17 protein-coding genes are annotated in these 18,610 nt (G+C 35.7%); 9 read left to right on the top strand and 8 right to left on the bottom strand.

Features of this window, described 5'->3' with window-relative positions; genetic code table 11:
- Window positions 1-20: 20 nt before the first annotated feature.
- The 5 genes from recO to IPP64_10895 all read left to right on the top strand — a co-directional run bounded on the left by recO (window position 21) and on the right by IPP64_10895 (window position 2,911).
- Window positions 21-746: a DNA repair protein RecO gene (recO, locus tag IPP64_10915; protein ID MBL0329902.1), complete on the top strand. Its 726-nt coding sequence runs from the start codon at window positions 21-23 to the stop codon at window positions 744-746.
- 59 nt (window positions 747-805) lie between these two features.
- Window positions 806-1,414, top strand: a complete 609-nt coding sequence (locus IPP64_10910; protein ID MBL0329901.1) for a T9SS type A sorting domain-containing protein — start codon at window positions 806-808, stop codon at window positions 1,412-1,414.
- An 82-nt stretch (window positions 1,415-1,496) separates the two neighbouring features.
- Window positions 1,497-1,880: a TonB family protein gene (locus IPP64_10905; protein ID MBL0329900.1), complete on the top strand. Its 384-nt coding sequence runs from the start codon at window positions 1,497-1,499 to the stop codon at window positions 1,878-1,880.
- A gap of 4 nt (window positions 1,881-1,884) precedes the next feature.
- Complete coding sequence (locus IPP64_10900) at window positions 1,885-2,577, top strand: DUF4421 family protein (GenBank protein MBL0329899.1); 693 nt, start codon at window positions 1,885-1,887, stop codon at window positions 2,575-2,577.
- Window positions 2,558-2,911 carry a DUF4421 family protein gene (locus IPP64_10895; protein ID MBL0329898.1) on the top strand — a complete coding sequence of 118 codons (354 nt, stop codon included), beginning with the start codon at window positions 2,558-2,560 and terminating at the stop codon, window positions 2,909-2,911. The genes IPP64_10900 and IPP64_10895 overlap by 20 nt, the downstream gene beginning before the upstream one ends.
- Before the next feature lie 2 nt (window positions 2,912-2,913).
- Here the strand turns inward: IPP64_10895 and pbpC are convergent, their stop codons facing one another.
- The 5 genes from pbpC to IPP64_10870 all read right to left on the bottom strand — a co-directional run bounded on the left by pbpC (window position 2,914) and on the right by IPP64_10870 (window position 9,847).
- Window positions 2,914-5,280, bottom strand: a complete 2,367-nt coding sequence (gene pbpC, locus IPP64_10890; protein ID MBL0329897.1) for a penicillin-binding protein 1C — start codon at window positions 5,278-5,280, stop codon at window positions 2,914-2,916.
- Between the two features lie 16 nt (window positions 5,281-5,296).
- Window positions 5,297-6,190, bottom strand: coding sequence for a sterol desaturase family protein (locus IPP64_10885; GenBank protein ID MBL0329896.1), 894 nt, complete (start codon window positions 6,188-6,190; stop codon window positions 5,297-5,299).
- A 64-nt stretch (window positions 6,191-6,254) separates the two neighbouring features.
- Window positions 6,255-7,082, bottom strand: coding sequence for a T9SS type A sorting domain-containing protein (locus tag IPP64_10880; protein MBL0329895.1), 828 nt, complete (start codon window positions 7,080-7,082; stop codon window positions 6,255-6,257).
- A 43-nt stretch (window positions 7,083-7,125) separates the two neighbouring features.
- Window positions 7,126-9,681, bottom strand: a complete 2,556-nt coding sequence (locus IPP64_10875) for an alkaline phosphatase family protein (GenBank protein ID MBL0329894.1) — start codon at window positions 9,679-9,681, stop codon at window positions 7,126-7,128.
- Complete coding sequence (locus IPP64_10870) at window positions 9,674-9,847, bottom strand: hypothetical protein (protein MBL0329893.1); 174 nt, start codon at window positions 9,845-9,847, stop codon at window positions 9,674-9,676. Before IPP64_10870 ends, IPP64_10875 begins: the two co-directional genes overlap by 8 nt.
- A gap of 212 nt (window positions 9,848-10,059) precedes the next feature.
- On the opposite strand from IPP64_10870, the gene IPP64_10865 reads away from it, so the two are divergent.
- The 3 genes from IPP64_10865 (at window position 10,060) to gldN (ending at window position 13,489) form a co-directional block, all read left to right on the top strand.
- Entirely contained in the window at window positions 10,060-10,335 is a 276-nt protein-coding gene (locus tag IPP64_10865; protein MBL0329892.1) for an HU family DNA-binding protein, read from the top strand.
- 296 nt (window positions 10,336-10,631) lie between these two features.
- Window positions 10,632-12,509 (top strand): tetratricopeptide repeat protein, encoded by a 1,878-nt coding sequence (locus tag IPP64_10860; GenBank protein ID MBL0329891.1) that lies wholly within the window; start codon window positions 10,632-10,634, stop codon window positions 12,507-12,509.
- 65 nt (window positions 12,510-12,574) lie between these two features.
- Window positions 12,575-13,489 carry a gliding motility protein GldN gene (gene gldN / locus IPP64_10855; GenBank protein MBL0329890.1) on the top strand — a complete coding sequence of 305 codons (915 nt, stop codon included), beginning with the start codon at window positions 12,575-12,577 and terminating at the stop codon, window positions 13,487-13,489.
- 44 nt (window positions 13,490-13,533) lie between these two features.
- Here gldN and pepT read toward each other — a convergent pair whose 3' ends face one another.
- Window positions 13,534-14,775 carry a peptidase T gene (pepT, locus tag IPP64_10850; protein ID MBL0329889.1) on the bottom strand — a complete coding sequence of 414 codons (1,242 nt, stop codon included), beginning with the start codon at window positions 14,773-14,775 and terminating at the stop codon, window positions 13,534-13,536.
- A 72-nt stretch (window positions 14,776-14,847) separates the two neighbouring features.
- On the opposite strand from pepT, the gene IPP64_10845 reads away from it, so the two are divergent.
- A complete protein-coding gene (locus tag IPP64_10845) occupies window positions 14,848-15,312 on the top strand; it encodes a hypothetical protein (protein MBL0329888.1) in 465 nt (154 codons plus the stop codon).
- A 1-nt stretch (window position 15,313) separates the two neighbouring features.
- Here the strand turns inward: IPP64_10845 and IPP64_10840 are convergent, their stop codons facing one another.
- Window positions 15,314-15,556, bottom strand: coding sequence for a hypothetical protein (locus tag IPP64_10840; GenBank protein ID MBL0329887.1), 243 nt, complete (start codon window positions 15,554-15,556; stop codon window positions 15,314-15,316).
- A 136-nt stretch (window positions 15,557-15,692) separates the two neighbouring features.
- Complete coding sequence (locus tag IPP64_10835) at window positions 15,693-18,458, bottom strand: T9SS type A sorting domain-containing protein (protein ID MBL0329886.1); 2,766 nt, start codon at window positions 18,456-18,458, stop codon at window positions 15,693-15,695.
- Window positions 18,459-18,610: the final 152 nt, after the last annotated feature.

The raw sequence follows: 18,610 nt of genomic DNA, 5'->3' as shown, positions 1-18,610 counted from the left end.
TTCATTCTGGTGTTCATCCGATGCTTCATAAAACAAGTGGTATAGTCCTTCAAACAATTCGATATACCGATACGAGTCTCATCGCAAAAATTTACACCGAACAGTTTGGGTTACAGTCCTACATGATTTCAGGTGTTAGAAGCAAAAAGTCAAAAACAAAAGCGACCTTATTTCAACCCATGACAATTGTTGAATTGGAAGTTTCTAATTCACAAAAATCCAGCTTAAATAGAATATCGGAGATTGCCATTCTGTATCCATATTCTGAAATCCCTTACAACATTATTAAAAGTGCTATCGCAATGTTTTTGAACGAGGTCTTGTTTCGGTCTTTAAAAGAAGAACATGCCGATGAAGATTTGTTTTCGTTTATAAAAAATTCGTTGTTGATTTTAGATTTAAAAACAGAAAGTTGCTCCAATTTTCACCTTTGTTTTTTAGTGCAAATCAGCAAATTTTTTGGTTTCTTCCCACAAGGACTGTATTCTGAAATCAATTGTTTTTTTGATTTAGGAGAAGGGAAGTTTGTCTCCCGTGTGCCAAGTCATAATAACTATTTAAATGCATCAGAAGCAAAATTACTACATCAGTTGATGGCTTCCAATTTCGAAACTGTTCATGAAATCAAGATGGATGGAGTTCAGCGTAAAATGATGCTGAATTTTCTGGTTACATACTTTCGTTTTCATATTCCATCCTTCGGTGAAATGAAGTCAATGGCTGTCCTTGAGCAGGTAGTGGGATGATTTTGTTTTTGTTTGATTTTTTTGTATGTTTGTAGTATAAACCCTTAAACCCTTTACATATGAAAAAACTTTACTCTTTAATTCTTACTACTGCCTTTGCTTTTGCCGGTTTTACTTCTATTGCAGCAACAGTTCCTGTTGGTGTTGGTACCGATGGTGTTGGCTTGGCAAATCAGTTCTTCCCAACTGCAGTTAGTGCTAACGTTGGTGATGTGATTCAATTTATTAATGCAGGTGGTTCACACAATGTGACAAGTACTTCTGTTCCTGCTGGAGCAGCAGCTATGAGTTCTGGTACATTAAGTACTCCTGGACAAATGTATAATTATACTGTTACCGTTGCAGGAACGTATCTTTATACTTGTACTTTTCATGCTGGTATGAATGGGACAGTAAATGCTACTGTTGGCATTGCAACGCAAGCAATTGATTTATTAACAACAGTTTATCCTAACCCTTTCAAAGACAAAGTTACTTTTAAGTACAATGGTATTGAAGCAATTGAATTGTTCAACATAGTTGGTGATAAAGTAAAATCTTTTGAATTACCTGCAAATGGAACTGCTACAGAAATAGATCTTTCTGATTTAACAGCTGGTGTTTATTTCATCCGCACATACAGAGAAGGTGTTGCTGTTGAAACAAAGAAAATTGTAAAAGCAAAATAATTTACTTTTGATTTTATAGAAATCGCCAAGAAGAATACTCTTGGCGATTTTATTTTTAGTTATATTTTTTGACAGCATTCACATGAAAAAAAGTCTACTCCTGTTTTTTTTATTTTTTTGTTCGTTTGCTGTGGTCGCTCAAACGGATAAACAAAACATTAAAGTTGTTACCAATTCAGAGCCGTCATTTCCCAAAGGGGATAATGCCCTGTACTCCTATGTTTATATGAATTTAAAGTACTCCGAACAATCCAAAAGTAAATACATTGTTGGGGAAGTGACGTTAAGCTTTGATGTAAAAGTGGATAGTACGGTTACAAATGCTACAATCATTAGTGGCGTTGGATATGGGGTAGATGAAGAAGTGAAAAAGTTAATCGAGACTTTGAAATTTAGCCCCGGTGTGCAAAATGGAACACCTATAAAAATGAATACGATGTATACTTTTCCTGTTAAAGCACATTAATTTCATGAAGGTATATCTTTTTATATCATTTATTTTTCTTTCGATTTCTTCTTTTGCAAATGGAGGAAATTACAAAGGCGATACGACTCATATTTTCAATAAAATTGATACTACCTATATTGAAGATTATCACGACATGTTTACTCTCCGAACAATTGCCGTGACCAGATACAATAATTTTACATTAACAGATAATGTTTCTGGTGCCAAAATGGAATATGGCATAAATGATAATTTGAACATGGGTTTGGGTTTAAGTATTAAATCTATAGGCATAGAATACCAACAAAAAATTTATGGTAATTCCTTTCAATTTGCATTAGCTACCGGAGGAAATACCAGACGATTTATATATGACGTTTATTTTCGTTATACAAAAGGATTTCGAACGAAAAACCGATTCGTAATTGGAAATGATTCATTGACTGGAAAACCTGTATGGGAATATATTTACCGACCAGATATTGCAAACTATAATGCTGGTTTTAATTTCTTATATGTTTTTAATAATAAACAATTCTCAAGCGCTGCTCCCTATAGCTTTACGCAGCGTCAAAAAAAGAGTGCAGGTTCATTATTATTAGGTACATATGCATTGTTGTACGGGCTTACTGCTGATACTGTGCTGTTTCAAGACTCATTGAGGAAATCATTTCAACCTGAATTGCAATTTAACAATGCCTCCTCTTATCTATAAGGGTATCTCTTGTGGATATACCTATACGCTTGTTATTGGTAAATATTGGTACGTTAACATTGCAACGGTTCCGGGCATTTCATTTCAGGGTTTTTATTCTACGAATGCTTACGATCAAAGTCCTTATCAGAACGGATCAGTTGGATTAACTTTGCAATCGAGATTTTCAATCGGATTTAATAAAAGATTAAATTATTTGGGTTTGTGTTATGCCGCAAATAATTATTTGATAAATAATGATTCCAGATCTTCTTTGAATTATAAATTCAGTTCTATAAGAATCTACTATGGTCACCGATTTGATGTTAGAAATTTTCTAAAGAAAAGACTCTAATTTCATTTTTTCTTACTCACGATTTCGAATTGTTGGATAATTGATTCTCCTTCTTCATCTACCAATGTAAGTGTGTGTATTCCTTCCTCAGGAGCCAATCCCATTTGATGATTGCTTTGTGTGGTTCCCAAAAACACCCCATCCAGATGCCAATAGATTAATGTGTTTCCTTTTCTATGAGCGACTTGAAAAATTGTTTTACCCATTGTCCCATCAATTTCTACCGGTACATATATTTTACTGAATTGCTTTGGATAGATTATTTCCATTCCATTTAAACCTGTGGTTTCGCAATCTGCTCGTAATGGTGGTAATTCTTTGTAGGTAGCATTTTTCGATTTATAGTACCATTCCATTGCGGGAGGCAGTACGAACCAACTAACATGTTTCATCTTATTTACATCCTCGCAATTGCTGTTTACACGATAGCTTTCACTTGCATCTAAGTGAATGAGTCGATGATATTTACAAGGCTCTGTGCGTAATCCATTTTTCTGTATCCAAACGATTTCTGTTGGTGCGCAAATTTCTGTTGCTCTAGAACCACTTTGTTTACATAGTTTTATTTTTTCCATTTCATCAAAAGGAGGGGAGAACCATTTTGAAGTTTTTAAAACACTAAAAATATCAAACATAATAGGGGCTGCTGTTTGTAATCCAACAAGTCCCGGTCGACCTTCTCCATCGGCATTTCCAACCCAAACACCGACAACATATTTTGGGGTTATTCCGATGGCCCAACCATCTCTAAATCCGAAGCTGGTTCCTGTTTTCCATGCAACTTTTGACGATGAAGTATACTGTTTCCATCCTGCTTCTTCATCTGGTCTGGATACCTCTACCATCGCCTCGAAGGTAAGATAGATAGAGGCAGCATCAAGAATAGACGTATTTTCAAGAATTGCATTTTTTTCTTCTCGTGAAATGTAGTAAGGTGCATGAAAATCATTTTTATCATATTTACCATTGTGTTTTGTATAATGATTTAATGTTCTGGCCATGCTGGCATACATGCCTACAATGTCCCATAATTTACCTTCAGCTCCTCCTAAAATGACTGATAATCCATAGTGGTCAGGTGATTTTGTGAGGGTGGTCATACCCAACCGTTTTAAATTATAGTTGAATTTTTCAATGCCATAGTTTTGTAACATTCTCACGGCAGGGATATTTAAACTTCTCGCCAAAGCTCGCTTTGCTGGTACAGCTCCATCAAACGTCTGGTTGTAGTTTTGTGGTGCATATCCGGCAATTTGTGTGGGAATATCAGGGACCAATGTTGTGCTTAGTAATTCCCCATCGTTCAACATGCTTGCAAACAAAAATGGCTTCAAGATACTGCCTGTGCTTCGTGGAGCACTGATTATATCTACATCGCCTTCATATTCCGGTTTTCCTGTATTGCTTGTATTTCCTACATAAGCAATTACATTTCCGGTTTCTACATCCAAAACAATGGCACAGGCATTGTGAATTTCATTTCCTTTTAAAATTTTATGATGATTCTCAATAATAGTGTTTGCGCGCTCTTGTAAATGTCCATCAATGGTTGAACGAATTCTTTTTCCCGAAAAATCTTCTTTCACCGCTCTTTGCAAAAGGTGTGGAGCAATTTGCGGAATAGCGTGTGGTTTGCCTGGTAAAGGCTCTTTTTTGCTTAACTCACAGGTTTCCTTATCTATTTTTTTTGCAACATATAAACGATCCAATAAACGGTTTCGCTTTTTTAATAATCGTTCTTGATTTTTTCCTGGATAAATTAAACTGGGAGCATTTGGCAATACAGCTAATGTTGCGGCTTCTGCCCATGAGAGTTTGGTTGGTTCTCTTCCAAAATACCTCCACGAGGCGGCATCTATTCCTACAACATTGCTACCAAAGGGTGCGTTAGAAGCATATAATGTAAGAATTTCTTTTTTTGAATAACTAAACTCTAAGCGAGTTGCTAAAATAATTTCGATGAATTTTTCGAAGAATGTTCGCTGTTGCCCCTTTCTGGACATACGAATTACTTGCATGGTGATGGTACTTCCACCACTGATTGTTTTTTTTGATTCAAGGTTTTGCTTCGTTGCTCGGATAATGGCAGTTGGGCTTACTCCCCAATGTGAATAATAACCTCGATCTTCAAACTGGATAATACAATCGATAAATTTTTGTGGTAATTGTTCTGTTAATGGAAAGCGCCACTGGCCGTCTGCTGCAATTTTAGCAGCAAGTAATTCTCCGTCACGGTCTTCAAGTACCGTACTCGTTTGGTTTTTGAATAGGGGGGAAGGCAAGCAGAAACAATACCATATAAATAAAAGAGAGAAAATGATTGTAAGTATTCCTTTTCTGCTTTTTAAAAAAAATAATATGGATGGAATACGTTTCAATGAGAGATTATGAGCTCGTGTTTTTATTTAATAGTTCGTTTCGGAGCTGACGAGATGTTTTTTTACTTCCATCATGACTCCATCCCGGAGGTCCGAAGAGATACATAAACTTTGCTTTAATATTGGATGGCTTTTTTAAATCATTGATAATGTTTATCCATTCATGAAAAACCATTTTAATAGGATGATAGGTTTTAATGTTTTCTGTTAACCCGAAAACTACTTTTTCATTTTTGTCTTCTGCTTTGAATGTGCCAAATAATTTGTCCCAAATGATGAATACCATTCCCATGTTTTTATCCAGATAGAGTACATTGCTTGCATGATGCACTCGATGGTGAGAAGGGGTAGACATAAAATATTCTAGAAAACCCAATTTGTCAACGGTTTGTGTATGGATGAGAATGCCATAAATTTGGGTGGCAGAATAAATAAACATGATGTCAATGCCTTTAAAACCGAATAGTGCAAGTGGAATAAAATATATAAATCGATACAACGGTTGAAACACAGAAGAACGGAATCCGACTGTTAAATTATATTCTTCTGACGAATGATGTGTTACATGAACGGCCCAAAATACCCGGCAGTAGTGGTCGATTCGATGAAGCCAATAAAACATAAAATCTTGTGTAATCAGTAAAATACCCCAATAAACAAAAGGATTTTGAAATTCAATAAATTTATATTGGAAGAAAAAGTTGAGTACAAACAAGCACACGCCTCTTACTAAGATATCCAAGCTTAAGTTTAAAATGGTTAAATATACGTTTGATAAGGTGCCTTTAACCGAGTAGTAATTTTTGTGATGGTAATAGCTGAATAAAATCTCGGCACCAATCACTATCGCATAGATGGGTGTTGTTATTGCAATAAGAAGGGCTTCTCTGAATTCATTCATGCTACAAAAATAAATAAAAAAGCCACTCGGAATCCGAATGGCTTGCAATCAAAATGGTTATTTATTAACGAATATATACTTTTTTGGTATAAACAATGTTGTTTTGAGTGATGGTAACAAAATAGATGCCTGAATTCGCTTCAGCCATATTGATTTTATTTTCTTTATCATTCAAATTTCCTTGAAATATAACTTGTCCGATAGCATTGCTCACTTTTACATCTGATTGTATTAGTTTGTCAGATAAGAATTGAATAAAAATAGTTTTATCGGAACTGTATATTGTTGTGTTTGCTAATGCAGCATTTTCTTCAACGCCTAAAGGCATTTCGCCAGCTAAAATAGATGCATTGGGAGTTGCATTGTATGCGTAATCTTTGATGGTGAACTGACTTGCTGTTGCATCCACATCAAATCTAGCCCAGCCATAATGAAGCTGTGCCCCAATGTAAAACTGTAAGCCAATAAATTTATTGGTTTGACCTAAAAAATTTCCATAACTGGAACCTGAACCAAAGTAGCTGGCCATCGATTGACTACTTCCAAAGTTAAACTGTAACGTAGATTTGATGGTGTCTCCTGAGTTTAACGCAAAAGGATACACATATGCACCAATGGTGTCACCTGCAACTCCATTTGCTCCTGCAGGAGTTACCGCAACTTGCTGTGATGTGTAGGAAGAAGATGAGCCGATGTTTAAATTGAATGCAAAATCAAAAACACCACCATTATCCAAATCCAGGTTGAAATAAGAACCTCCAATTGATGTTGTAGAATCGGGATTTACATCCGTGTAAATGACTTGTGCATCCGTCTGTGAACTAATCAAAGCCAATGAACCGGCTAAAGCCGAATAGGATTTAAGCTTTTTGTTAAGTGGTGTCTTTTCCATGATAAATAGTTTAATCAAATATAAGAAAAATTGTGTTTTATTACTAAACCGATTTTTTATTTCTATAAAGATTGCGATCAACAGCTTGAACCATTTTTTCAATGTTCAGCTCAGAATCCAGAAAAAGTGATAGGTTTTCAGCTATTTCTTGTGGATTTTGAATAACATCTGAGTAAGAAATAAAGGTGACTTCAAATTGAGGATGATTTTTTATCCAGGATTGTGTTTTCTCTAGCTGCTTTTTAAACGTATCTGCCAGTGATGTTGGGTATACTTTTTTTTCTACATCTGCTTTTTTTCCAAGCATGATTTGTTGCGATTGAATGACTTCTTCCATTTCTCGTTCCATAAAAACGACTTTATATTGATAATTAGCAGGAAGGAATTGTAAGAGTTGAGCAATTACCTTTACTACTTTATTTTGTCCTTCATGTAGCCATGAATTATCATGTGCTAAACTTTTTACTTTTTGGTATTCTAAATATCCTTTCGGATTATTTTCATCCGTGGCACGAATGTTATCTGTTAAAATATTTAACCCTCCAGCGGCCAACATTTGCATCATCATGGATGTGCCGGAACGGGGGAGTCCTGAAACAATTGTAATGGTTCCTTTAATGTTGTTTTTGATGAAATTGCTGTGTATTTCTGCTTTTGATGAGTCCATGACATGCTCTGTGTATAGTTTTACTAAATAGGAGTGAGCCTTTCTGTTTCCGGGTTGGTAAGTAGTTGCAACCTTAAATGCTTCAACGGCTCTGTCGTACATTTTTAAGCGATAAAAAGCTTCACCCAAAAAATAGTGGGCTTGAGCATTATTGAAAATAAGTGATACCGCATTTAATAAATGATCAAGAGCTTTATCCAGTTCATCTGTTCGTAAAGAAGCTATTCCTAAACCAGTATGAGCTGCTGCATTTTCGTAATCTATTTCCAACGCTTTTGTAAAGGCATTTTTTGCTTCTTCCCATTCTCGTAGTTTGATAAATGCTTCTCCGACTTTCACATGTATTTCAGGCATATGAGATATGGTTGACATTGCTTTTTTGAAAAGTGGTATTGCTTTCCTTGGTTTGTTTTGTGAGACCAATAAAATTGCTTCCAAATAATCCAATTGTGGTAAATCTTTTTTGTCGAGTGTTTTTAGTTGCTCGATAACAGAAACGCAGCGATCTGTTTTTTTTGACTTTAACAAGCATTCCACATATTTTAAACCATACCGAGAAATTGTAGTATTCTGTTGGTAAAGGGACTCTAAAATTGGTTCGGCCAATTCACTTTGTTCTTTAAATAAATAAATTCGAGCAAGATTGAATTGAGTTTCATTTACAACACGCTCAACCGTTTTGGCTTTGTCTTCGGATGGTGTTTCAATATACCCTAATTCAATTAACTGTTTCATGGCTTCTGCCGCTGCAATAGGATCTTCTTGCAATTCAGTTGGATGATTTCCTGCATTACCATCCACATTTTCCCAGCTGTCAATATAAGAAGGGATCACAGGATTGTCGAAAACATGTGTTAATACTTTTCCATCCATATCTTTTCCAACCGGTAAGCCGAATAAGGTTAAGATTGTTGGTGTAATATCAAGCAATGTTGCACCATAGATGCGTTCATCTTTTTGGATATTCGGACCTGATATACAAAACATTCCAAATTGCCGATGCTCTAAAGCGGGAGCCATTGGCTCTGTTGGAAGCCGTTTCGGGCGAAGGTGGTCAGAATGAAAACCATGATCGGAAAGAATGATAATCGTAGTATCTTCTCCAGCAAGTTGAATGTAGCGTTCCAGCATCATGTCATGAAAACGGTAAATTCCATTGACAACATCTTGGTAGAGATCAAATTTGTCATCGGCAATACCTTGCATTTGAGGAGGATGATATTTCATGAATCCATGGCTCAGATGATCAATTGTGTCAAAATAAACGGCTGTTAAATCCCAAGGTTCATTTTCCATTAGCCATGTTGCTGCAGCATGTGTGGAGGCACATTCGGCAATATTTTTTCCAATGATAGAAAGGTATTTGTCTTTTTGTTGGTCAACTAAATGTGCTTTTGGTACAAAAGGTAAAATATGTTCTCCGGTTAGTTCTGTTGGGTGAATTCTATATTCAGAAAGAATTTCAGTGAGCCGTTTTGGATGGATAGAACCTTCTGGTAATTTCCAATCTTCTGTTTTTTCTGCTGTAATTTTTTGAAAAAAATTGGATACCATAGTGCCATTGATTGGTTCCACTGGATTGCTCGGCCACCAACCGACAACATTCGATTTTAAATTGTTTTGTGAAAGGATATTCCAAAATGCTTTACATTTTCTACTAGTAGAAGTAACGGGTCGTACTTCCATTTTATCGGGAACAGGTTCCACAAAATTTAAGATGCCATGTTTATCACCTGTTTTTCCAGTAGCAATAGAAGTCCATAAAATAGGAGACAATACGGGATCTAATGTCGCAATATCTCCCATAACACCTTTATTGATTAAGGATGCCAGAGATGGCATTAAACCTGCATCTAGCAGTGGATGTATTATTTTCCAATCGGCAGCATCCCAACCTAATAGCAGTACTTTTTTTGCCAATCGTTTATTCATTTGTTGAATTGTTGGTTATTCTTCCGCCATCTTCTGCTCGTTTTTTTCTCCATGCTTTTATTCCAACTGCCCCAAGTGCAAGGATTCCCAGTGCTCCTTCAGCAGGAATTTCAATAGTTTTTTTTTGTTTGTTTGAGTCGAATTTATTGGTAGGATTTGTTTTCATAATCGAATAAGAATGGTGTGTAAAAATATGATTTTTTAAATTGATTTGCTGACTGAACACCTTGATTTAAGGTCTGTTATGGGGTGGTTTATTAACAAAAAGCCCGTTTTTCAACAATTTTCATTTTTTTTCACTTTAAAACTTGCCTCGTGTATGTTTTCTGCATTACATTCGTTATATAAATTAATGTTTAACCCAAAAAACAAAACAAGATGAACAAAGCAGAATTAGTTGATGCAATGGCTGCAGAAACAAAATTAACAAAGGCTGATGCAGGAAGAGCATTAGCTGCATTCGTTAACGCTACAACAAAAGCACTAAAAAAAGGTGACAGAGTTGCACTAGTAGGTTTTGGATCTTTCTCAGTTTCTAAAAGAGCTGCTAGAAATGGTCGTAACCCACAAACAGGAAAAGCTATTAAAATTGCTGCTAAAAAAGTAGCAAAATTTAAAGCTGGAGCTGATTTAGCAAAAACAGTTAACAAATAATAATTTGTCAACTTTAAAAAGGCCTTGCAATCAAATTGCGAGGCTTTTTTGTTTATAATGCCCTCTGTTCAGCCTTTGCAATGGATTCATCTTATTGTCATTTCGGAAGTTCAACAATTAATGGAGCGTAAAGCCTATTAGAATTCTTTTAAATTGTTTGTGATTATCAGTAATTGCTTTTATTTTAGTGCCTCTAAAATCTGCAATTGAAAAGACATTCATACATATTAATCCTATTGTTTTATTTCATTTCGTCAATTACGTTTGCACAAAAAAATGCGCAAATGGATAGTTTGATGAATTTATTATCTAAGGACATCCCCGATACTACCCGAGTGAATGTGTTGAACGACTTGGCAAAAAAATTTCTTGATCTTCCGGATAGTAGTTATTCATTTGCCTCCATCGCTTTGGAATTAGGAAAAAAAATTGATTATAAAAAAGGGTTGGCACGCACTTATTCTCGAATGGGAGAGATTTACAATGCAAAAGGAAATTATGATTTAGCACTTAAAAACTTACAAGAATCATATAAGATTTATGACGAATTGGGGAATAAAAAATTGATGAATGTCGTAATGAATTCCATCGGTAATACCTATCTCGGAAATAACGATACAGAAAAAGCATTGGATGCGTTTCGGAAGTGCTATCGAATTGGTTTGGAAACAGACGACACTTATGCCTTGGCTTTGGCTTCTTTTGGCATTGGTAATATCTTTGGAACAAAAGGACAAGTAGATAGTGCTATGAAGTATCTGAATTATGCATTACCTGCTTTCGGTAAACAGAAAAACGTTTATGGTGAAGGAATGACCTATGCTTTGATTGGTCAGTTGCTAAATTCTGAGAAAAAGTATTCTGAGTCATTACAGTCATTGAATAAAGCACTGGATTTGTTTAAAGGGATTGATCAAATGTATGGTTTGGGTGTTGTTTTTCAATCATTAGGAAAAACATATTACGACAGTGGGGATACAAAAAATGCATTAAAAAATTATCTGGAAGCATTTGATATTCATTTGAAACGAAATGCATATGATAATTTGAAGGAAACTTGCAGAGATATTTCCATTGTTTATAAAGATATCGAAGATTATAAAAGTTCATTGGTGTATCATGAACTTTATATGATTTACAAGGACTCTGTTTTTAATGAACAGAGTAGAAAACAACTCCTTGAAATTGAAACACAGTATCAAACTGAAAACAAAGAGAAAGAGATTCAATTAAAAAATTTAGAATTAGCAAAATCCAATGCCGACATAAAAAGCAGAACAATTTATTTGTATATATTCATTGGCGTTTCCTGCGTTTTTTTAATCATGGCTTATTTTGTTTATAGAGAGTATAAGCAAAAGAAAATTGCGAATATTCGCATTCTCAAACAAAAAGACATCATAGAAGCAAAAAACAAAAACATTACTGATAGTATTCGATATGCGCAATACATTCAAGGTTCGATCTTGCCTGATGATGACATGACCTATTCACTTTTGCGTGAATCATTTGTTTTGTACCGCCCGAAGGACATTGTTAGTGGTGATTTTTATTGGATTGTTTCTTCTGATGCATACGTGTATGCAGCTGTTGTTGACTGTACAGGACATGGTGTGCCGGGAGCTTTTATGAGTATGGTCGGATACAATGCGTTGAATAATGCAATTAAACATCTCAAAAACCCGGGGACGGCCGAAGTACTTTCTTTTTTGCAGCAAGAAGTTCATGAATTATTTCGTCATAATTATAATAGTAGCACTGTTCGTGATGGAATGGATATTTCATTGGTTCGAATCGATAGAAAGAATATGATGTTGCAATTTTCTGGAGCGAATAATCCGGTTTGTTATATCCGAAACAAACAATTCGTAGAATGTAAAGGTGATAAAATTGCAATCAGTGCCCACAATGAAAATAAAAATGTTGTTTTTACACAACATGAAATAGAACTTCAAAAGTCGGATGCGATATATTTGTTTAGCGATGGCTATATTGATCAGTTTGGTGGCCCGAAAGGAAAGAAATTTAAATATAAGCAATTCCAAGAATTGCTATTAAGTGCATCTCATCTCCCGATGAATGAACAAAAAAAATTATTTGCTAAAACCTTGAAACATTGGCAAGGTAATCTCGATCAAATAGACGATATTCTTGTCATTGGATTTAGAGTGTAATCGCACACTGTATCTTTTTTTATCTCCTCCGTTATATTTTTATCAAACTAAAATCGGAGGTAAAAATGAACCATTATAGTATTCATGAATTAAGAAAGTCTTTACTTGTAATTTGCACCTGCAATACTGCACTTTTTCTATTGTTGATTTTTTTAAGCCTTTTTACATCTTCTTTCGGACAAGAAAATACACTTGGCCCTTCAAAGTACCCTGATTTGCCTTACGTTAAAGAGAACACCCCAAACAAAGAGGTGACTTCCTATCCTTCTTTACGAGAAGCGGATGTGATGTGGAGCAAACGCGTTTGGCGGGTTATTGATTTAAGAGAAAAAATGAATCACCCGCTTTATTATCCTGAATCACCATTGTTGGATAGAAAAAATTTGTATGATGTGATTATTGATGCAGCTCTCAAAGAAGGTAAAATAACATTATTTGATAATCCGGCAACTGACGATCAGTTTAGGTACGAGATGACATCTACAGAAGCCAATAACAAGCTTTCGCCAATTGTCATGATGTATGTTGAGCGATTAGATGGTTCGGGCTTTGATTCTGTGCCAACACCACAGCCAATTGTATCTTCACAAGTTTGGAAATATTGGATAAAGGAAGATTGGTTTTACGATAAACAAAGATCCGTTTTAGATGTACGAATTATAGGTATTTGTCCGTTAATAGAGAAAGTCTCTGAGTCAGGAGAGCATTTAGGTGCAGATAAACCCCTTTTCTGGATCTATTTTCCGGAAGCTCGTCCGGTGTTCGCAACTTCAGAAGTCTATATGCGTAAAAATGACGCTGAAAGACGAACACTGGATGATATCTTCTGGAAACGAATGTTCTCAAGTTATATCCGAAAGGAAAGTAATGTATACGATCGTGGTATTTATGATTACAAAGTTGGATTGGAGCAACAACTGGAATCAGAGAGAGTAAAGAGTGATATTTTTACCTATGAACATGATTTATGGCATTTTTAACTTTTCGACTCCGCCTGTCGTTTGACAGGTGGAGTCGAAAAGCTCTAAGCTCTTTCTTCCCAAATGATGCATAGATGCACAATTGTAGCAACTGCTTTTTCCATATCCTGTATGGAAACCCACTCATGTTTGGAGTGAAAAGCGTGTTCACCTGCAAATATGTTCGGGCAAGGTAATCCCATGTACGAAAAACGGGAACCATCAGTTCCTCCTCGAATGCTTGATAATACCGGCTCAACGCCCGCTCTTTTAATAGCGTCTAGCGCATTGTTAACAATTTCCGGATTTTTATCCAGTACCTGTTTCATATTGCGATATTGTTGTTTAACAATAAAATCAAAAGAAGAGTGTGGGTAGTTTTTTATTGTTTTTTCTGTTAATGATTTTAAAAAATCTTCTTGTGTTTTTAGGCTTTCCTCATCAAAAGCACGAATAATAAACTGTAATGTTGTTTCCTCTATACCACCAGAAATACTTAAGGGGTGTACAAATGGTTCTTTTTTTTCAGTTGATTCCGGACTCATTTTATCTTTTGGTAATCCAGCTACAATTTCGCTCGCAATTTTGATGGCACTCTCCATTTTGTTTTTTGCAAAACCCGGATGTGTGCTCACTCCATGAATGTTGATGGTTACCCCATCTGCAGAAAATGTTTCATTTTCAATATGCCCCAATTCTTCTCCATCAATCGTGTATCCGAAATCAGCACCTAGTTTTTTCATGTCGGCTTTGTCAGCCCCTCTGCCAATTTCCTCATCGGGTGTAAATAGTATTTTTATCGTTCCATGTTTGATTTCCGGATGTTTCATCAAGTGGTTTGCCGCATCCATGATTTCTGCAACACCTGCTTTGTTGTCTGCGCCTAATAAGGTGGTTCCATCAGTTGTGATGATGTCATTGCCTATTTGTTTCAGCAAAGATGGATGATCCTTTACACGTATTACCTGCGTTTGATCTTTAGGAAGGACAATGTCAGTTCCATCGTATTTTTTATGAATTTGTGGTTGAACATTTTTGCCTGAACAATCTGGAGAAGTATCCATATGTGAACAAAAACAAATCACCGGTACTTTTTTTGTTGTATTACTTGGAATGGTTGCATAAACATAGCCATATTCATCCATGTGAGCATCCTTTATGCCCATTTCTAAAAGCTCTTGCACCAGCACGTTGCCTAAATCTTTTTGTTTTGGGGTTGATGGACAAGTACGTGAACTAGGATCGCTTTGGGTATCTATTTTAGCGTATTTTATAAATCGTTCTGTAACGGTATGATTGATTAACATAGGATAAGGATTATAAGTAAATGATATTACGAATTACACTATTTTTGCGCAATATTCAAAATTAAATACTGCATGAAATACAAACGTTTAGATAGTTCTGAATTAAAGGCATTAGAAAATGAGTTTATTCACTTTCTTGCCTCAGCACAAATTACCGGTAGTGATTGGGAAAAGATGAAGTTGGAAGAACTAAGTAAAGCCGAAGAGCTGTTGGATGTTTTTAGTGATTTGGTATATGAAAAGGTGATGAATAAAATAGAATTTTTAGAATACCGGGATAATAAGTCGTTAAACCTCTTTCGCTTTGCAGAAGATAAAATTGTGTTATTGGGAATAAGAGTAAAAGAAAACAGTAAGTTGGATTTAATGGCTGATGGAGTGTTTGATCAATGGAAGAATAGTGATTCAGATGCAGTAAATTTAGTAAGGTCAGAAAAACAATATAGAGGTGAAAAAGGGGTAGAGGTATTTGAATTGTTACAAACTGGATGTTTTATAACCGATGGAAAATTGTTTAATCTTTTGCAACAACTTTAATTTAGTTGCTGTAAGAGTTAGAGGTGCGGGCAACTTTTCCGGCTTTTTTTAAGCTACCATTTGATGGTGTGTTGAGGGCAGGTGCCGGAATCATTTTAAAAATAACAATATTGCTTTTTGTCGTAATGACAGAATCGTTTGATTTCGGAGCAAGTTTACTTAAATCTCCTGTGTTTTTGGAGAAACCCACTGCAGCAAACATAGAGAATAAGAAAGTGAGCGCAATTTTTGAAAATCGATTCATTTCTACCTTAATTAGTTATTCAAAATTAAAACATTTTATTTAAAAGCGCAATATATTTTGTGCTTTTACTTTTATTAACAAATAGGAATAAAAAAAGGGCTATATAGCCCCTTTTTTATGGTTAAACTGGTTGGTATTATTCAGAGATAACCAATTTTTTAGTGATTGTTGTATTGTCTATTGTGAATTTTACAAAATAAATACCGCTTTGAAGGTTCAATTCGTTTTTAGAAATTTCGATTGAATAATCGCCTTCAGTTTGGTTTTTGTTATTTACTTGCATGATTTGTTTTCCTAAAACATCAACCAACACAATTGTAACATCACCTTTTTTGTTCAAATGGTAAGATACAGTTGATGATTGACTAGTTGGATTAGGGAAGATAGCCACATTCGCTGATTCGCTGCTGTTTTCATCAACACCAACAACACCTGAAATGTTAACGTCATCGATGTAGATGCTGTTGCTTTCTTTTCCGGTTACATATTCAAATTTCACACGTGTTTTATTAGAAGCTGTGATACCTGATACAGTAAGAAGAGCCCACTCACCTGGTGTAGAAGGAATGTATTCTTCCGGATGATACCCGTTGTTGATTAGGGTAGTAGCAGAAGGACCAGTAGCCGTTCCCGCTCCTGTAAAGGTGCGTTTCACTGCCCAAGTTGCACCACAATCAGTAGATGAAGAAACGATTAATTTATCGTTCATGTCAGCTGGAACTGTAGCTGTTGTTGCAGCAGCACATCTAAAGGTAAGTGTTGGTGATGATACAAAAGATAAATCAAATGAAGGAGAAATCAATTGATCAACATCGTATGCATAGCTGTAATAAGGATTCATCATAGCACTATGTGTACTGTTATATCCAGCAGCTGAAGAATAATACCATGTTTTGCCATTGTTATCTAAATCATTAATCATCCAATGTGACCAAAATTCAGCAGCATTTTCAAAATCTTCAGTATAGGTTGCGGGAACTTGAGCAAATCCATCAGAAACAATGATGTAGTTTGTTTTTGTTGATGTTGCTGTTCCACCTGCATAGGAAGTGGTTAATGTTACTTCGTAAGTACCCGGAGTGCTATAGGTTACTGTAGGGTTTGCTGCAGTTGATGTAGCAGGTGTTCCACCTGTGAACGTCCAAGAAGAAGTTACAGTTGGTGAAGTATAAGTTGTTCCAAATGTTGGTGTAATGCTAGAAATGTTTTTTGTAAATGTTACAGTTCCACCAGGACAAACCATTGTTCTGTTTGCATAGAAATCAGGTTTTGGAGCACAAGCTACAGCAGAACCGTCTGTTCCGGTTGCAGCCAAGTTAGAACCAATCCACAGGTTGTCTCTAGCAGATAACGACAATTCTAAAGCAGCGCGCATACGCCATTTTTGATCTTCTGTAAACATTTTAGAGCAATAAGAATACTCCATATAGTTTTCAACGTTTTCTACGATACCATGTGTTCCTGTGAAAGCAATGTTGTCTACACCAAATGTTCCATTGATGTCTTCTGCATTCCATCCATAGATACGGAAAGTACGAGTTGTGTTGTTGATGCTTGTGAAGCTTGCTCCACTTAACGTGATTTTACTTCCGGTCATTGATACAGTTGTATCAAAGTTAATAAAGAAGATGTTTCCGGCTTGTACACTTAAGTTTGGATTAGAAGGAGTAATAGAAGCGGCTAAGTTTGCAGCGTAGCCATCTGCACTTGAACGAATCGCAAATGTGCGGATGCCATTTGTATCACGTTTTACATTAAATGTGATACCAGTCATCGTTAATGCTTGAGCTAAATCTGGAGTAATTGAGAATTCATAGTATTTTGAATTATCAAGACTACCTGTTAAAGCAGCAAAAGAAGTTTCACCATTCAATGCTCCTGTTCCCCAGTTTGAAAATTCAAACATAGAAGCAGAAGCAGAGTTTGTTGAAACACCAACTGCGATAGGATTACTAAATGTAATTGCAGAGTCTGTTGCTTCTGGAGCTGCAGATGGATCTGTTGTTCCGGATGTAGTAGTTACGCTACCAAATGTATAAGTACCAGTTAATGCTTTTGAATCGCACTCAAAATCATATCTGTTACCACAATTGTCATGACCTGATGTTATTGGGGTGTCATTTACTCCTTCGTCACCACATGCAACTTCAGGATTATTGGTTGAACCCCAAGTATGAGGTAAATTTAACCAGTGACCAACTTCGTGCGTTAATGCTCTGGATTGACCAACTGTTCCTGTTCCGATGCTACCAATATAGTTGTGAATAATGATAATACCATCTCTTGGTTCCATATACCATGGTGCAGTAGCACTTGGGTAATATGCGTAACCTGCTGTACCAACGCTCTCCATTGTACGGATAACCCATACATTTAAATAACTTTGGCGTGGCCAAGGATTTAATTTAGAGTCATCATTCGCATTATCTGTTTTATGAGAATAAATTCTATCGATACCATTGGTGCAATTTCCGTTCGGATCAATTTGAGCTAAGCGAAATTCAATTTTAATATCTGCCGCCATTGGTTGAAAAGGGGGAACGATTGCAGCGATATCTGCATTTAATTTCCGATAGTCTCGGTTAAGAATATTTACCTGATCGATGATTTGAGCATCGGAGATATTCTCTGTTCCATTCACATGTAATACGTGAAATACGATTGGAATAATAAATACATGGTTAGAATCAACTGATTTTGATTCTCTTTTAGTTTTTATCAATTGATCAATTAAAGCGTTGTATTCAACTTCTGACTGAGCGATTTCAGGATGCTCTGCAAGCACTTTATTATGCATTTGTGTTGTTCCGCATTTGTATTCGCCTTGAGCGAAAGCGGTGTTCTTGCCTACAAAGCAAAAAACAGATCCTAAAAACAGGTACGTGAATAGATTTTTTTTCATTATCGTGCGATTTATTGAAAGTAATTTAAGTATTTCCTAGATGCAATATTAAGCATAAAAACAAAAAAATGAAAGCTTTTTGGTGAATAAATGCCTTTCATTTATTAAGCGGTTGATTTTAAGGTTAATTGGTAGGAAATGGAAGGAAAAAG

The organism is Bacteroidota bacterium (genome assembly GCA_016722565.1).
Lineage (GTDB): Bacteria > Bacteroidota > Bacteroidia > 2-12-FULL-35-15 > 2-12-FULL-35-15 > 2-12-FULL-35-15.
This window is presented reverse-complemented; position numbering and strand designations above follow the sequence as displayed.

Bases quoted from the DNA above. Each gene is read 5' to 3' on its own strand.
- recO (MBL0329902.1), top strand. From the start codon at position 21: ATGCTTCATAAAACAAGTGGTATAGTCCTTCAAACAATTCGATATACC.
- IPP64_10910 (MBL0329901.1), top strand. From the start codon at position 806: ATGAAAAAACTTTACTCTTTAATTCTTACTACTGCCTTTGCTTTTGCC.
- IPP64_10905 (MBL0329900.1), top strand. From the start codon at position 1,497: ATGAAAAAAAGTCTACTCCTGTTTTTTTTATTTTTTTGTTCGTTTGCT.
- IPP64_10900 (MBL0329899.1), top strand. From the start codon at position 1,885: ATGAAGGTATATCTTTTTATATCATTTATTTTTCTTTCGATTTCTTCT.
- IPP64_10895 (MBL0329898.1), top strand. From the start codon at position 2,558: ATGCCTCCTCTTATCTATAAGGGTATCTCTTGTGGATATACCTATACG.
- IPP64_10885 (MBL0329896.1), bottom strand. From the start codon at position 6,190: ATGAATGAATTCAGAGAAGCCCTTCTTATTGCAATAACAACACCCATC.
- IPP64_10880 (MBL0329895.1), bottom strand. From the start codon at position 7,082: ATGGAAAAGACACCACTTAACAAAAAGCTTAAATCCTATTCGGCTTTA.
- IPP64_10875 (MBL0329894.1), bottom strand. From the start codon at position 9,681: ATGAATAAACGATTGGCAAAAAAAGTACTGCTATTAGGTTGGGATGCT.
- IPP64_10870 (MBL0329893.1), bottom strand. From the start codon at position 9,847: ATGAAAACAAATCCTACCAATAAATTCGACTCAAACAAACAAAAAAAA.
- IPP64_10865 (MBL0329892.1), top strand. From the start codon at position 10,060: ATGAACAAAGCAGAATTAGTTGATGCAATGGCTGCAGAAACAAAATTA.
- IPP64_10860 (MBL0329891.1), top strand. From the start codon at position 10,632: ATGAATTTATTATCTAAGGACATCCCCGATACTACCCGAGTGAATGTG.
- gldN (MBL0329890.1), top strand. From the start codon at position 12,575: ATGAACCATTATAGTATTCATGAATTAAGAAAGTCTTTACTTGTAATT.
- pepT (MBL0329889.1), bottom strand. From the start codon at position 14,775: ATGTTAATCAATCATACCGTTACAGAACGATTTATAAAATACGCTAAA.
- IPP64_10845 (MBL0329888.1), top strand. From the start codon at position 14,848: ATGAAATACAAACGTTTAGATAGTTCTGAATTAAAGGCATTAGAAAAT.
- IPP64_10840 (MBL0329887.1), bottom strand. From the start codon at position 15,556: ATGAATCGATTTTCAAAAATTGCGCTCACTTTCTTATTCTCTATGTTT.
- IPP64_10835 (MBL0329886.1), bottom strand. From the start codon at position 18,458: ATGAAAAAAAATCTATTCACGTACCTGTTTTTAGGATCTGTTTTTTGC.